This window comes from Paenibacillus gyeongsangnamensis (assembly GCF_027533625.1).
In the GTDB taxonomy this organism is placed as follows: Bacteria; Bacillota; Bacilli; order Paenibacillales; family NBRC-103111; genus Paenibacillus_G; species Paenibacillus_G gyeongsangnamensis.
This window is the reverse complement of sequence record NZ_JAQAGZ010000017.1, coordinates 117,523-132,998: the sequence shown is the minus strand read 5'-3', so window position 1 is coordinate 132,998 and position 15,476 is coordinate 117,523. Positions and strand designations below refer to the sequence as shown.

General features: G+C 41.8%; 14 protein-coding genes. 13 read left to right on the top strand and 1 reads right to left on the bottom strand.

The window, feature by feature from the left end; translation table 11 throughout:
• Positions 1 to 6: 6 nt before the first annotated feature.
• The 7 genes from O9H85_RS24170 (at position 7) to O9H85_RS24140 (ending at position 8,310) form a co-directional block, all read left to right on the top strand.
• On the top strand, positions 7 to 1,092 hold the full coding sequence (locus O9H85_RS24170; RefSeq protein WP_269883968.1) for a Ger(x)C family spore germination protein: 1,086 nt from the start codon (positions 7 to 9) through the stop codon (positions 1,090 to 1,092).
• Between the two features lie 35 nt (positions 1,093 to 1,127).
• On the top strand, positions 1,128 to 2,246 hold the full coding sequence (locus O9H85_RS24165; RefSeq protein ID WP_269883967.1) for a GerAB/ArcD/ProY family transporter: 1,119 nt from the start codon (positions 1,128 to 1,130) through the stop codon (positions 2,244 to 2,246).
• Between the two features lie 884 nt (positions 2,247 to 3,130).
• Positions 3,131 to 4,138: a LacI family DNA-binding transcriptional regulator gene (locus O9H85_RS24160; protein WP_269883966.1), complete on the top strand. Its 1,008-nt coding sequence runs from the start codon at positions 3,131 to 3,133 to the stop codon at positions 4,136 to 4,138.
• Positions 4,139 to 4,383: 245 nt separating this feature from the next.
• On the top strand, positions 4,384 to 5,691 hold the full coding sequence (locus O9H85_RS24155) for an extracellular solute-binding protein (RefSeq protein WP_269883965.1): 1,308 nt from the start codon (positions 4,384 to 4,386) through the stop codon (positions 5,689 to 5,691).
• A 64-nt stretch (positions 5,692 to 5,755) separates the two neighbouring features.
• A complete protein-coding gene (locus O9H85_RS24150; RefSeq protein ID WP_269883964.1) occupies positions 5,756 to 6,694 on the top strand; it encodes a carbohydrate ABC transporter permease in 939 nt (312 codons plus the stop codon).
• Positions 6,694 to 7,512: a carbohydrate ABC transporter permease gene (locus O9H85_RS24145; protein WP_269883963.1), complete on the top strand. Its 819-nt coding sequence runs from the start codon at positions 6,694 to 6,696 to the stop codon at positions 7,510 to 7,512. Before O9H85_RS24150 ends, O9H85_RS24145 begins: the two co-directional genes overlap by 1 nt.
• Before the next feature lie 33 nt (positions 7,513 to 7,545).
• Positions 7,546 to 8,310 carry a sugar phosphate isomerase/epimerase family protein gene (locus O9H85_RS24140; RefSeq protein ID WP_269884027.1) on the top strand — a complete coding sequence of 255 codons (765 nt, stop codon included), beginning with the start codon at positions 7,546 to 7,548 and terminating at the stop codon, positions 8,308 to 8,310.
• An 895-nt stretch (positions 8,311 to 9,205) separates the two neighbouring features.
• Here O9H85_RS24140 and O9H85_RS24135 read toward each other — a convergent pair.
• Complete coding sequence (locus O9H85_RS24135; protein ID WP_269883962.1) at positions 9,206 to 9,577, bottom strand: YitT family protein; 372 nt, start codon at positions 9,575 to 9,577, stop codon at positions 9,206 to 9,208.
• 115 nt (positions 9,578 to 9,692) lie between these two features.
• Here O9H85_RS24135 and O9H85_RS24130 point away from each other — a divergent pair, with 115 nt between their 5' ends.
• The 6 genes from O9H85_RS24130 to O9H85_RS24105 all read left to right on the top strand — a co-directional run bounded on the left by O9H85_RS24130 (position 9,693) and on the right by O9H85_RS24105 (position 14,613).
• Positions 9,693 to 9,860 carry a hypothetical protein gene (locus O9H85_RS24130; protein WP_269884030.1) on the top strand — a complete coding sequence of 56 codons (168 nt, stop codon included), beginning with the start codon at positions 9,693 to 9,695 and terminating at the stop codon, positions 9,858 to 9,860.
• Positions 9,799 to 9,996 carry a DUF2087 domain-containing protein gene (locus O9H85_RS24125; RefSeq protein ID WP_269883961.1) on the top strand — a complete coding sequence of 66 codons (198 nt, stop codon included), beginning with the start codon at positions 9,799 to 9,801 and terminating at the stop codon, positions 9,994 to 9,996. Before O9H85_RS24130 ends, O9H85_RS24125 begins: the two co-directional genes overlap by 62 nt.
• 110 nt (positions 9,997 to 10,106) lie before the next feature.
• Positions 10,107 to 11,405, top strand: coding sequence for a hypothetical protein (locus tag O9H85_RS24120; RefSeq protein WP_269883960.1), 1,299 nt, complete (start codon positions 10,107 to 10,109; stop codon positions 11,403 to 11,405).
• Between the two features lie 331 nt (positions 11,406 to 11,736).
• Positions 11,737 to 12,915, top strand: a complete 1,179-nt coding sequence (locus tag O9H85_RS24115; RefSeq protein ID WP_269884026.1) for a M20 family metallopeptidase — start codon at positions 11,737 to 11,739, stop codon at positions 12,913 to 12,915.
• A gap of 10 nt (positions 12,916 to 12,925) precedes the next feature.
• Positions 12,926 to 13,126: a DUF3311 domain-containing protein gene (locus O9H85_RS24110; protein WP_269883959.1), complete on the top strand. Its 201-nt coding sequence runs from the start codon at positions 12,926 to 12,928 to the stop codon at positions 13,124 to 13,126.
• On the top strand, positions 13,123 to 14,613 hold the full coding sequence (locus tag O9H85_RS24105) for a sodium:solute symporter family protein (protein ID WP_269883958.1): 1,491 nt from the start codon (positions 13,123 to 13,125) through the stop codon (positions 14,611 to 14,613). The genes O9H85_RS24110 and O9H85_RS24105 overlap by 4 nt, the downstream gene beginning before the upstream one ends.
• The last annotated feature ends 863 nt before the right edge of the window (positions 14,614 to 15,476 follow it).

Genomic DNA, 15,476 nt, shown 5'->3' with positions numbered 1-15,476 from the left:
GAAGTTATGGGTTTGCGAAAAACTTTTCCGATTATCGTTCTATGTACATTTATTGCCGCGTGCGGCGATCAAAAGATTGTGAATGATATTAAGCTTGTCGAAACCGTCGGTTACGATGCCGTCGAGAATGGAGTACAAAGCGCTGCCTTTATTGCCGATTACGAAGAAAAAGGAGGCAAAGCGATAGAATTATTCGTGACGGAGTCCAAATCCGTTTACGACAGCTTGCCAAGGCTAAACACGAAACTTAATTTACCGATTGAATATGGACAGCTGAGAATGGCGTTGTTTGGAGAAACGTTCGCGCGCAAAGGTATCGAAAAAGCAATCGACAGTATGATCCGCAATCCCCAAATATCACCCAGAATGCAACTTGGCGTTGCGGATAGAGACGCCTTGGAAATATTGAAAGTAGCCGAAAGCAAACGCAATCCGTATTTTTTAGCCGATATGATTGAGCAGAATATTTGGAGAGGAAATTTGCCCCACACAAATCTTCATGAAACGTTTTTTAATTTTTACGGCGAAGGAAGGGATATTTTCTTACCCTATTTCACAGTAGAACGCGGAGAAATAAAAATCGACGGTTTAGCTTTGTTTAAGGGTGATCATTTCACAACCAAAATCGGTTCAAAGGACGCATTCATACTGAAGATGCTGCTGGGAAACTCAAAGAACGGGAGCGTCATGATTCCTATGAGGAAAACGAATCAAAAGCATGACGACTTCTTCTTAATGAACAGTATCGGTTCTAAGTCAAGATTAAAAGTGATTAACTTAGGGCCTCCGGCATCCTTTTCGATCCGTGTGAACTTGGACGCGCAAGTGAAAGATGTTCCTTTTTGGATTGATCTTAGATCAGAGGATCAGCTTGCATGGCTTGAGAAAATAATGGGGGCTTATTTTGAAAAGGAAATTCAAAAATTTGTATCGTTATGCAAAAAAAATAAAGTGGACCCGGTGGGCTTCGGCGATTTAATCAGAAGCAGATCATCTAAATGGAATGCACAAGATTTTGAAGAACAATATGAGGCATTAAAAATGACAGTAAGCGTTAAAGTTATCATTGTCCAGACCGGCGTCGGTGAGTGACGGCAGCAAGGTAAAGTATGGGGGGCGGCGTGTAAGTGAGCAATCAAATCAACGAAAAATATATGGTATCTCACTACTTCGTAATTTTTCTTCTGTATGTCAGTATGATTGGAGTTGGAGTGACGACTTTCCAAAAAAAATTATCTGAGCATGCGGGGTACAACGCATGGATATCCGTTCTGTTAACGGGTATTAGCATTCACATCATCTTATGGATGATATATAAAATATTATCCTCTAATGGTGACGGTCAAGATGTAACCACAATCAATATTACGATATTCGGGAAAATATTGGGCAACTTTTTAAACTCTGCTGTTGTTCTATATTTTGTTTTCGGGGCGTTAATTAAATTTATCGTGTATAATGAAGTGATTCAAGTTTGGTTATTTCCGGGTATGAACTTTTTGCCTGTTAGCATTGTTATGGCTCTGATTATATATTATGCTGTGTCCGGCGGATTCCGGTCCGTTACCGGAACCTGCGTATGGGCTGCGTTTTTTTCAATCACTTCCTTCATCCCGCAAATATTGCTTGTTTTTCCTTATTTGCATCCGTTAAACTTGCTGCCTCTACTGAACCATTCGGCAACCGATATTTTACTCTCTTCAAAAACCATGGTGTTTGAATATTTGGGGTTCGAGACGCTTCTTTTATTTTATCCTTTTATAAAAACACAGGCAAAGTCGCAAAAATGGGCTCAAATTCTAATGATATGTGTTACATTGATCTATTTGATTATCTTGATCTTCTCATTTATGTTTTTCAGTGAAGGTCAGCTGCAACATTCCATATGGCCGACATTGGATATGGTCAATATGTATGAAGTACCGCTGTTCCAGAGACTTGCATCATTTTTCATTTCATTGTGGTTTATAAAAGTTATAGCCGGTATTACCGTATACTTATGGGTGGCTTGCCGCGGAATAAAAACCGCTTTTCGCATAAGACCGCGAAACAGTTTGATTGTTGTTCTAATTGCACTTGTAGCATTGAATTATTTCATTACAGGCCACAGAAGGATTGAATGGATTACCGGATTATATTCAAACATCGGATTTTATTTTATTTACTCTTATATCCCGTTTATTTTTGTTTCCGTGCTTGTTAGAAAAAAGTTAATGTGTTATATCCACGGAGGAAAGCCGGCGTAAATTTTACACCGGCTAAGTTATTCCGCATTCGGAGTACGTCGTCAGCTAAACCTAGGTATCTAGTAATCGTTCAGCAAGCCCTAAGTATACCGCTCCATTCTGATAACCGTTTTGGAACATGCCGGATACCTGCCGCACGTCTTAATCTTCATTCATCATACTTTGGCTTCCATCTGACTACTAGGTGGGGCCTATTTGACGTTCACAAACAACCGATCACAAGGAAGAATGTCAAATGACGAACAGGGAGTCGGATCACTACGTATTACCAACGAAACCGAGTAATGTCGGCGGAGGGAAGGCAGTGACATATCATCGATCTTGTTAAGGACACATTTTCTACGTGTGGTAAAACACATTATTAACGACGTCACCTATCCGGTTTACATGAACAATATACCCGGGGGCAGAAATGCTATCCGGGTATCTTTGTCAGTGTGCGCGACGATGAGACAGTATCAAAGAAAGGGGTGTGAATATCGGGCCTTGAATAGGAACCGATCAAATGTAATTATTTCAGAATGGCCGCCGTACTTTGGATTTATATTAGGAAAATCCTGAAATAGAACCTGCCTATAGGACAATAGGATCAAGATTTTCTCAGGATATTTCTTTCTCTCCTTGCCGGGCGAAAGATACCGCATATAATTGTGTTGCGTGGTGGAGTGGGGGAAAAGCAGCGTGAAGCTTTGATATGAGGAGCGGGTATTTATTGAAACAGGAAAATAAAGAATCAATTAACCTTATAGAAAATTCCTATGGTTTATATCAAACCGGCATTGACAGAATAAATGACATATAATAAGATTATTTCAAGAAAGCGGTATCAAGAAATAAATGTAATGGATTACATTTTATTCATCCATATCGGGAGGGCTTAACATATGCCAAAGGTGACGATGGATGATGTTGCAAGGAAAGCTAGCGTGTCCATAGCAACCGTGTCGCGCGTATATACGGATCCTGATAAGGTTTCTCCAAAAAATCGAGAGAAAGTATTTCGTGCGATTGAAGAACTAAATTATCAACCCAATGCTCTAGCACGTAACCTTAGAAGGCTTCAAACCAATACGATTTTAATAATCATTCCTAATATCGTTAATACATTTTTTACGTTTATTTTAAAATCTATACAGGATGTAGCTTTTGAGAATAATTATCAGGTTTTATTAGGCGATACAGACCGGTCTCTTGAACGAGAAGAGCAGTATTTATATCTTCTTCAGCAAAAACTGGTTGATGGAGTAATCCTTTTGTTTCCGCGTCTAAATCCCTCTTTAATCGAAGAAATCGTCGACAATCATCCTGTTGTTATCGTAGGACAACCTTTGTTTGATTCAAAAATACCTACTGTTACAAATGATACTTGTTTAAGTACCCAAATTGCTACAGAGCATCTTATTAAATTGGGGCACAGCAAAATTGCATATTTTTCTGGTCCATTAAATTTTTTATTAAGTCACGATCGGCTAAAAGGCTTTCGACTCGCTATGGTGAAACATGGACTAAAAATTGACGAATCGTTCATTTTTGAAGGAGATTTTTATTTTCAATCTGGTTATGAGTTAGCGGCAAAAATGCTGTCTTTACCCGATTTGCCTACGGCCTTGGTAGCGGGAAGTGATGAAATGGCCATTGGCGCAATAAAGGCTGCAAGAGCTTTGGGAAAAGTCGTACCTAGAGATTTAGCTGTTATCGGGTTTGATGATATCAAAATGGCTTCTATTTGTGAACCGTCCTTATCTACCATGGCACAGCCTGCAGACGAGCTTGGGAGAATATCAACTGAAATGCTGCTTGCCTTAATTAAAGGAGAAACTATAAAAGAACGTTTTGTTCTTCTATATGATAAATTGGTCATAAGGGAATCTTGCGGGTTTAAGAAAGTATAAACTGAAAGTCTCAAGAAGTTTACATGGATTCACGTCGAGCTTCCCATTTCGTTTCTTATTTGTAATCGATTACATTTCATGAAGGTTTGGAACTGTTCTTAAAATTTATTTATTAATGATTTTGTAATCGATTACTGTAATCGATTACAAAATCTTAACATTTAAGGAGGTGATGGCAGTCTAAGTCGAGTCGTTATAAAACATTGCATTGTTCTACTAGCCAAAATCATAGGAGGGTTGTAAAAATGAAAAAAGCCATCGCATTGTTGAGTGTCGCATCCATGATATCACTTGCAGCTTGCAGCAGCTCACAAACACCAGCTAAACAGGACAATTCAGCAGGTACTAAGACAGCAGACACGGGGAAAAGCGGAGATAAAAAGACTTTGGAATTCTGGTACATCGACCCGGGTGACAAAGAAAAGGTTTACCTGGAAGCTGTAGAACGGTTCAAGAAAAAGCATCCGGATGTTGAAGTAAAGACGGTGCAAACGCCAAACGATACCTATAAGCAAAAATTTGCCGTAGCGATGTCCGGAGGCACTCCGCCAGACGTATTCCATTCCTGGGGCGGAGGATGGCTTAAGGAGTTTGTCAATCAAGGCAATGTGCTCGAAATTACAGGGAAATTCGACTCCAATGCCTTTAGCAAACAGGCTCTGGATAATTCAACTTTTAGCGACAAAGTATACGGGCTGCCCCTCGGTTTGTCATTGGCGGAATTCTGGTACAACAAAGATTTATTCGCCAAATACGGCTTAAAGGTTCCAACGACCTGGGACGAATTACTGAACGTGGTCGATGCGTTAAAGAAAAATAAAGTGATTCCGATTGCGCTTGCGAATCAACCGAAGTGGCCCGGAGCCTATTATTTAATGTATATGGCAGACCGTTTGGAAGGCCCGGATCTTTTTAACAGCGCCTTCCAACGGAAGGGTAAGGGCTTTGACGACACAGGTTATGTCAAAGCCGGGCAATACATTCAAGACCTTGCCAAGAGAGACGCGTTTAACAAAGGCTTCAATGGGATTCCTTATGACGCGGGTGCCGGGCGGCAACTCCTCTATACAGATCAAGCTGCAATGATGCTGATGTCCAACTCCATCGTTAATAACGTCCGAACCGAAGCGCCGAATTTTGAGAAAAAACTGGATTACTTCCCATTCCCAACCATGCCTGAAGGTAAAGGTGATCCATCTGACCTTCAAGGTACAACGGCCCCTGTCTGGTCTGTATCCAAGAAATCGAAAAATCCGGACTTAGCCATCGAGTTGGTGAAAGAATTGACGAGCGTGGAAACGGCACAGGCTTATTCGGATCGGACCGGTTCAGTCGTTGCGGTAAAGGGAGTCAATTACAAAGACGAATACGCAAAACGATTAGCTGAACAGACGGATAAAGCAAAAGCTATTTTTTGGCCTTATGATCAAACCTTGCCGGCAGACCTAGCCGAACTTCACAAGGATACGACGCAAGCGTTATTCGGTCAATCGATTACACCGGAAGAAGCAGCCAAACAGATGGAAGCTAAGGCTAAGCAAGTATTGAAATAGAAAGCAGGGCGGGGAGGAAACTCCCTCCCCTTTTCTCATAAACTTTTGAAAGGATGTGGGAACCTTGCAAAATATTGAACTTTCTTCCCCTGTTCAGTCAGCTGTTCGTGAAAAGACGAAATATAGGAAGCATTTGGACAAACGAATAACCATTTGCTTATTTATAGCCCCTGCGTTGTTAATCTATTTGATTTACATTTTGTATCCGATATTTGGAACACTTCAGTACAGCTTGTTTAATTGGAAAGGCGGACCCGAGAAAACATTTGTCGGTCTGGATAATTATGCGAAGCTTTTATCAGATGCCGTTTTTTGGCAAGCTCTAATGAATAACGTAAAGGTCGTATTAACCTCGGTATTTCTTCAAATTCCTTTGGGATTGATTATGGCATTGATGTTATTTGCACCCATACGGGGCAAGCGTTTTTTTCAAACGATTTACTTTATGCCATTCTTGATGTCAACCGTAGCGATTGGATTGCTCTGGGTTTTTATGTTTGATCCGCTAAATGGTGCGGTCAATCGTTTAATAAGTTTATTTGGTTTCGAGTATGTAGCTTGGCTCAGTGATGAGAAGACGGCAATGAGTGCGATCATACTGGTTATTGTTTGGCAGTATGCGCCCTTTTACATGATTTTATTCAAAGCAGCGATTGTTGGAATTCCAGAGGACCTCTATGAAGCGGCGAGCATTGATGGAGCGAACGCTTTGAAGAGATTTTCGCACATCACCTTTCCGCTCCTGATTCCAACGATCGTTACTTCATCTACTCTTGCGGTTGTCGGTTCATTAAAAGCTTTCGACATCTTCTATATTATGACGGGCGGCGGTCCGAACAATAAAACGGAGCTGCTCGGAACCTATATGTATAAACAGGCATTCATTCATTTCAACATGGGATACGGCAGTACGATTGCTTTTATGATGTTTATGTTAGCTTTTATAGCGGCTGGGGTCATCCAAGTGTTCGAAGCCGGCCGTAAAAAGAAGGGGGCGGTGTGATGCTTTCAACAGTGAAGGTGATTCCCCTGTATGCAGTAGCCATTGTGCTGTTGGTTTTTACAGGTTATCCATTTTTATATATGTTGGCCACCTCCTTCAAAACGCAGGAAAAGTTTTTTATGGACCCGTTTTCCCTATTCACATCGATTCAATTCAGCAACTATGCTTTGGCTTTTGAAAAGGGACTGGCGAATTATTTCTTGAACAGCCTCATCGTTACGGGGGTTTCTGTCGCACTTACCGTGCTGATTGCATCCATGGCCAGCTACCCGCTCAGTCGTTTAAAGTTTCGCTTTAGCAAAGTGCTGTTTCTTTTGTTTATTTCCGGGATGATGCTTCCCATTCACTCTACCTTAATCCCCATTTTCATACTTACCAAAAATATGGGTTTAGGGGATTCACTACCTGCTTTGATCGGTCCGTATGTAGCTTTTAGTTTACCTATCTCTATATTTATCTTAACTCAGTTTATGTCTGAGCTTCCCCGGGAAGTCGAGGAGGCCGCTGAAATTGATGGCTGCAGCCATCGTCGTATTTTTTGGAATATTATCCTGCCCATGATTGTACCTGCTTTAGCTACCATCTTAATCTATAATTTTATTCATATTTGGACGGAATTCGTATTCGCTCTCGTTCTGATCACAAGTCCGGAGCATATGACACTCCCGCTGGGGATGCAAAAATTTTATGGAGAATTAACGGTTAACGTGCCTGCACTGATGGCAGCATTGACATTAGCCAGCTTGCCGATTCTCTTAGTTTATTTCCTGGCACAGGAAAAAATCGTTACGGGATTAACTGGCGGAGCAGTGAAATAGATGATTCTAATTGCAGGAGAGGAAGAGATCCAGTTGAAGAAAATGGGAATTGGATTGCAAATGTACACGCTTCGTGAGGAAACGGACAAGGATTTTCGAAGTGTACTGCGAAAGGTATCCGAGTTAGGATACGAAGGCGTGGAATTTGCTGGTTATGGTGATGTGCCTGCGGAAGAAATGAGGGATTTGCTGCAGGAGTTAAATTTGAAAGCGATCGGAAGTCATGTAAGGTATCACCTTCTTCAGGAAAACCTAGAGAAGGAAATAGCCTATTTAAAGACCATTGGCGGCCATTATATTATATGCCCAAATATTCCTCCGGAAGATAGGAAAGACTGGCAGCGCCATTTTGAATTTTTCCAAAGCGTTGGAAAAGAAGCGCAAAAGCACGGCCTGCAATTCGCTTATCATAACCACGCTTTCGAATTTGAAAATAAAGTGGAAGACCAATTAGTTTTTGACGCGATCTATCATTTTTTGTCTGATTCTTTGGCAAAGGTGGAAATGGATATTGGGTGGGTGCAATTTACCGGGCAAGATCCGCTGGCTTACATAGCCAAATATGCGGGTCGCCTTCCACTCCTTCATTTGAAAGACTTCCGGTATGCATCAGACGGGAGCATCGATACCCTTGAACTGGGAAAAGGGGTCATCCGATTGCCCGAAGTGCTTCAAGCCGCATCGAATGCCGGCGTGGAGTGGCTGATTGTGGAGCAGGATCAATGTCAAAACCCGCCTCTGGAGAGTGTATCTACTAGTATGAAATGGCTTCAGGACAATTATTTAATACACACGTAATGATGCTTACCTAAGAGATCCCGTGGCACAATGATTATTGTGATACGGGAATTCTCCTTTAGTTATCACCATTTTCATATATGAAAGGAGAGAGAAAATAGAAAAGCTCTTATTTTCAACGGGTATTATTATAACTGGTATATTTTTGGGAAGAGGGCTTAGATGGTTATGGGATCGCGATAAAATACCTGCATCGGTGCCACTGGATGATATTCTAAAGCAGATCATCAAAATCGTTATTATTTGTCTAAACCCGATTATCGTTATCGGAGCATTTTGGCTCGCTCAATTGGAAAATATCAAACTCATTGTATTGCCCTTTTTAGGAATATTCACTCTGGTCTTAGGCGGGTTATTGGCCCTAGGTGTTTCGAATTGGAGGAATTTGTTTATTATTCGGTAGGCTTCCCCATAGCCAGAATATACGGACTTAATGATTTGAAAGAGAAGAAAGCCATGGATCCGTTGAATTCGTTAATGAAAATAGTACGATCCGTTTATCCTTGTATCTTTGTCTTCCGTTTTGATCGGATGTGCGTTACATTTCTCCCCTTGGGAAAGACCACACTTTTATGGAATGATAAACACAGTCATAGTACCTCTTTCAACTCTATTATTGGTCATACCTATTGGCTTTAAAATGAGGATTAGTGCAATACAGGGATACATAAGAGAATGTCTTTCCATCTCTGTGGTGAAGTTCATAATCGTTCCTTCCTGTATGATCTCATTTGGTTATTTTTTAGGGCTAGGGGATATTGATCATCAGATGGCCCTTAAAGTCATTTTAATTTTGTCTGCGATGCCCCCGGCCTTCACATCTTTGATGCCACCACAGTTATATAGATTGGATAATGACCTGGCGATTTCCAGTTGGGTTCTAAATACAGGTTTGTTAGTCTTCGTGCTCCGAGTGTTGTATTATATAGTTCAAATCATGTAAAAAAGCTAGGAAGATAAACCGGGGAATCAATGATGAAGATTGATTTGCTAAGGGAGTATCCATAGCGTTGATAAGCATCTTACCCAGCAACGAACCGCTCCCCAAACTGGCGTTCAGCCTCGTAAGAATACCTAAAGAAAGTCCCATCCAAAAACCACCGAAGATACTGCCGATCCCAAAATTGTGGATACCATAAGGAATTACTAAATCTTGCAGAAATCCAACGACTAATGAAAGAACGATGATACTAATGACGGATTTGTAAAACAAAGGACGAAAATAAAGGTAGGCCAGAATGAAGAGAGGTAAGTTAAATTTAGGCAATGAGACACCATCCGGTTGTACATTTGGTGTTAAACTGGTGTTAAATAAGAGTCACGCTATGGCTTCGATGGACTTGATCTATCGGAACATGAACGAAACCGGAGGAGGAACGTCAGTGGACGATAACGATAAGCGGTTGGTGGATTCCGTTCTTAAACGTTTCTTCACCTTGGACGGGAAACTGAAGCATCTGCCGGCTCAGTTGAAGAAGAAGCATTGTATTGGAACACCTCATTGCGGATCTGGAGAAGGGGAGGACCTATTCAGAGAAAGAATTGAATGACTGGATTAAAGGCTATCATGATGATTTCGCTACGATTCGCAGGGAATTGGTCATGCATCAATTCATGTTTAGAGAAAAGGAGACATATGAACTAAATCCCCCTGAACTATGGACGCGATGGGAGGCATTATCCTGACAAACCTATACAACCTATTTTTCCTTCATGTCACATGATACAATAGTTCAAAAGGAAAAATTGATGCTCTACAAAGAACAATATAGATAATAAAGGAAGTCGAATACAGGATGTATAAAATCGGATTAGTCGGTCTAAAAGCTTCTATAGAACAGATTTTAGACTTGTCAGATGAATATAAACATGAGTTGGAATTCATCTTATTTCCCTATGTACAAACCGAAGAGGTAGAGAACATTGTAATAGAGCATCATCCTCACGTACATGCTTGGCTTTTTTCCGGTCCGCTTCCTTACGAAATTGCGAAGAAAACGCTAGGTACAGATAAAATAATGGTCCATGTTCCTGCTACGGAATCAGGTTTTTATAAATCTTTTTTAGAGATGATTTATGAACAAGGAAAAATTATTGAGCATCTAAGCATGGATACCATGTCCTCGAACAATATTGGCGAAGAAGCTTTGTCACAGTTAAATATAAAAATTCCAACGATCTATACTAAAGTGTTTGAATTAGATGTTGATTCGAATGAATTGCTGCATTTTCACTTAGATTTATGGAATAAGGGAAAGACGGAAGGCGCTTTGTCTTGTTTTCCTTCCGTGTGTGAAGCTTTAAGGGAAAACGGAATTCCAGCCTACCGGATGTCAATGAGTAAGATGGAAATACGACAAACGCTTCGGATTCTTTCTGAAAAAGTAAAGACATCCTACTTTAAAGACACACAAATCGGTGTTGAAATCATTGAAGTTGAATTTTTTAACAGAGTGGCGGAGGAAATGAAAACTCCTTATCATTTGCAGTACTTAGAGCTTCGGTTAAAAGAAATGTTGATACAAATGGGCGAAAAAATAAATGGTTCTGTTTCAGAAAAAGGAAACGGCAGATACATGATTTTTAGTTCTCGCGGTGCCATTGAACGAGAAATTATTTCGCTTGAAGCTACCGTTCAGAAGCTGGCTTTTGAAGCAGACACTACCGTTGCCGTTGGAATTGGCTTTGGCGATACGGCCTATTCGGCGGAAATCAATGCTTTTCGTGCTATTCAACATTCAAAGGAAATGAAGAAGCGCGAAATTGTAATTGTTCAAGATGACGGCAAGATTGTCGAATCACCAGGCAAACAAAACGAACTGCAATATGCCAGCCGTACCCAAAATGACATCCTTATTGAAAAGTTAAAAAAAGGGAATATCAGTGTAAAAACGTATAAAAAAATATCGGCCATTATACAAAAAATGGGTTGGCGTGATTTTACAACAAAGGACTTAGCGACACATCTTGAGATGACAGAGCGCAATGTACGGCGTATTGTTACGGATATGTGTGAAGTTGATTTGGCACAATGCGTTGGCAAAGAGGCCTATGCCACTCGTGGAAGGCCAAGTAATATTTATCGATTGTTGTAAGCACCCATGATTTTGGGTGCTTATTTTTGTAGAGAAACCCATGAAATAGAGAAAGCTGCTTTGGTCTCCGGTGGGTTATCCCCTTCCGGCCGCTGTTGTTATCGGAAAATTGTCAATTGATTATTATGCGGCGGTCATTTTCCGATAACAAAGGCGGACGCTGCCGCTCCTACAGGGGATACCCCACCTACACCTTTAGCATATGTAAAAAAGATATTGAAATTAAACTCACGAAACACTATACTTCATTTAAGGAAAAAAATCCTTAAACAATCCTAAAATACGGGTTTTTAAGAAATCTGAATAAAAAGGAGCTGAAATAGTGTCTCAAATGGCAACGATTCATGATTTAATCGAGGATGTTAAAGACGAAGTGATTGGGTGGCGAAGATATTTACATAAGTACCCGGAGCTGTCTTTTCAGGAGGAAAAAACGGCACAATTTGTTTATGAAACGCTGCAAACGTTTGGCGGTTTGGAAATTTCACGGCCGACAAAAACAAGTGTTATGGCTCGTTTGATTGGCCGGCAACCCGGGAAAGTTATTGCACTGCGGGCAGATATGGATGCGCTCCCAATTGATGAAGAGAATGATTTCGACTTTGTCTCGCAGAATTCGGGCGTGATGCATGCTTGCGGACATGACGGGCATACGGCGATGCTGCTTGGTGCGGCAAAGATTCTTGCACAGTTACAGGATCAAATTATAGGGGAGGTGCGCTTTTTATTTCAGCATGCTGAGGAACTACCGCCCGGTGGCGCCGGGGAGATGGTGAAGGCCGGTGTGCTTGAAGGAGTAGATTTGATTATCGGCACCCATCTCATGTCGACGCTTCCTTTAGGGAAAATTGGTTTGGGTTACGGTCCGATCATGGCTGGAGCGGATACATTTAAAATTACAGTAGTGGGTAAAGGAGGGCACGCCTCACAGCCTGAGCTCACCATTGATCCCATTGCAATCGGAACCCAGGTTGTATCCAATCTCCAGCACATTGTTTCGAGGTATCGGGATGCTCAGGCAGCTCTTGTGATTTCAGTGACCCAGTTCCATGCGGGGAGTGCGATTAATGTTATTCCAAGTAAAGTGAACATTGGAGGATCCGTTCGAAGCTTTAATCCGGAGCTTAGGGATAAGATTCCAGCTTTTATCGAACGCATAGTAAAAGGGATTACAGAAGCGCACGGAGCTGCTTATGAATTCGATTATCAGTTCGGTTATGCTCCGGTCATTAATGATGAAGAAGTAACACGCTGGATGGATGAAACGGTCTGTGAAGTCTTTGGCGAAGATAGCCGAGAGATGATCAAGCCAGTGATGGGAAGCGAGGACTTCTCTGCTTATCAGCAAGCAGTTCCAGGAACTTATATTAGTATAGGAGCTCGTAATGAAAATAAAGGGATTATTTATCCTCACCATCATCCAAAATTTACTTTCGATGAACAGGCTTTGCAATATGGGGTGAAGCTATTTGTACACGGGACTTTTAAACTGTTAAATCTAACATGCTAGGGGGAAAAGTATGAAATCCATATATTGGCTCGGAATGATTCCGTTTCTTGGCTTTATTGTGGGCACTTTCTTTACGAATAAAGTGACGCCCTATGTTCTGGGAATGCCGTTTTTTCACTTTTGGATTGTATTCTGGTCTTTTCTAACCACGGGTATTTTGGGAATTATATATAAACTAGATCCTGCTAATCAGAAGGGGGATTCAAGATGAATATTGCCGTGTTTTTCATCCTGTTTTTTTTCATCATTTCTGTTTTGATCGGGATCCGGGCTAAAAAAGGGAAAGAAATGAACTTGGAACAATGGTCCGTCGGAGGACGCGGAATGGGAACCCTGTTGATTTTCCTCTTGTCCGCAGGAGAAATGTATACGACCTTTACCTTTTTGGGTGCAAGCGGTTCGGCTTATGGGGATGGAGGTTCCATCTTTAGTATCGTAACCTACGGCTGTCTGGCTACCGTAATCTCCTACTGGACCTTCCCTGCGATTTGGAGATACGCCAAGAAGCACAAATTAGTTTCCCAATCGGATTTTTTTGTAAAAAAATATCAAAGCCCTTATCTTGGCGTGCTTGTTGCGGTTATAGGCGTTATAGCTTGTACTTGCTACTTAGTCCTGCAATTGAAGGGGTTAGGTTATATCGTTTCTGCCACATCGTATGGAGCCATTCCTTCTACAGCCGCCATTTGGGTTGGAGCTATTGGCGTGACCATTTTTGTGATGATTTCCGGCATTCACGGTTCTGCCCGGACATCCGTTTTGAAGGATATTCTGATTCTTGGCATTGTCGTATTTTTAGGAGTTTATTTCCCGATTCATTATTATGGCGGTTTTCAATCGATGTTTGAGGCTGTTGAACATGCAAAACCGAACTTTACCGTTCTTCCGGAACAAGGAATGAGCGTATCATGGTACATATCGACCGTTATTTTAAGCTCGATTGGATTTTATATGTGGCCTCACGGATTTTCTCCTATTTTTGCTGCCTCCAGCGAAAAAGCTTTACGAAAAAATGCAATCTTAATGCCAATATACCAATTGATATTGTTGTTTGCCTTTTTTGTAGGATTTGCAGCGATCTTACAGGCACCGGGGTTAAAAGGCAGCGAAGCGGATCTTATTTTGCTGCAGCTTTCTAAACAGTCTTTTGACCCGTGGTTTGTAGGTTTAATTGGCGGAACCGGCGTGTTAGCGGCTCTAGTGCCAAGTTCAATGCTGCTGATGTCCATATCCACCTTGCTTGCTAAAAATATATATCGCGTGTTCACGCCGTCTACAACGGACCAACAGATTGCCAAACTGGTAAAATACTTGGTGCCACTTATTTCTCTCACAGGGATTTACTTGACGTTTAAAGGTGGGAATACCCTTTTTAGTCTCGCTTTAATCGCTTATAATTTTATCACCCAGCTCGCTCCCGCCTTTTTCGCCAGCTTGATGAGAAGGAATTTTGCAACCAAACATGGAGTATTTGCCGGGATAATAACTGGGGGAGCGCTAGTCTCTTTTATGGACCTGGGGAACATCAATATCGGTCAACTGTTTCCTTATCTTCCCCAAGCAATGAAAGACTTGAATGAAGGAATTATCGCCCTATTCGTTAATATTGCAGTCTTAGTGATTGTCAGTTTGATAACCAAAAATATGGCTTATGCTAAGCAGGGCACCGATGTTTTGGAGACTACGGCAGGGCATTAGGTTCAAATGCAAAAAGAATATAACAGCTAACTCTTCAAACCAAGGGCTCGATCTTAGTGGAAGCGATTTCAATGAGTTGGCTGATGAGCCCGGCTGAGAGCGGATCTTCATCGTCGCATCGCTCGAGAAACGATATTATCCTTAGCCGCGCGCCGGTTTCAAGATTTTCTCGTTTCGTATAAGATTGCGCTTGACAATCGGCATAGCCGTTCGTTATGATTTATGAAAAGCTTCGACCAAGGACATGAAAGATTATCGATGCCACTCAGAGAGAGGGGACCCGGCTGAAAGCCCCTTCGGATATCCTAAGCCTTTTACCCCCTTGCAGCTGCGATATGGAAATCATCCAACGGGTGAGAGTATACGTCGCCGGGAATTCCCGTTACAGAAACCGATATGAGGATCCTGCCCCGTAAGGCGGATCGAATTAGGGTGGAACCACGTGCGCACTCGTCCCTTCAGGACCGAGTGCTTTTTTGTTTGTTCCAGTGAAGAAGGTTAAAAGCGACGACCAAGGACATGAAAGCTTATCCGATGCCGAACAGAGAGAGGGGACCCGGCTGAAAGCCCCTTCGGACATCCTAAGCGTTTTACCCCCTTGCAGCTGCGATATGGAAATCATCCAACGGGTGAGAGTATAGGTCGCCGGGAATTCCCGTTACAGAAACCGATATGAGGATCCTGCCGTACGGCGGATCGAATTAGGGTGGAACCACGAGCGCACTCGTCCCTTCAGGACCGAGTGTTTTTTTGTTTTTTCTAGTGAAGAAGGTTAAAAGCTTCGACCAAGGACATGAAAGCTTATCCGATGCCGAACAGAGAGAGGGGACCCGGCTGAAAGCCCCTTTTCGCATCAACCTTGG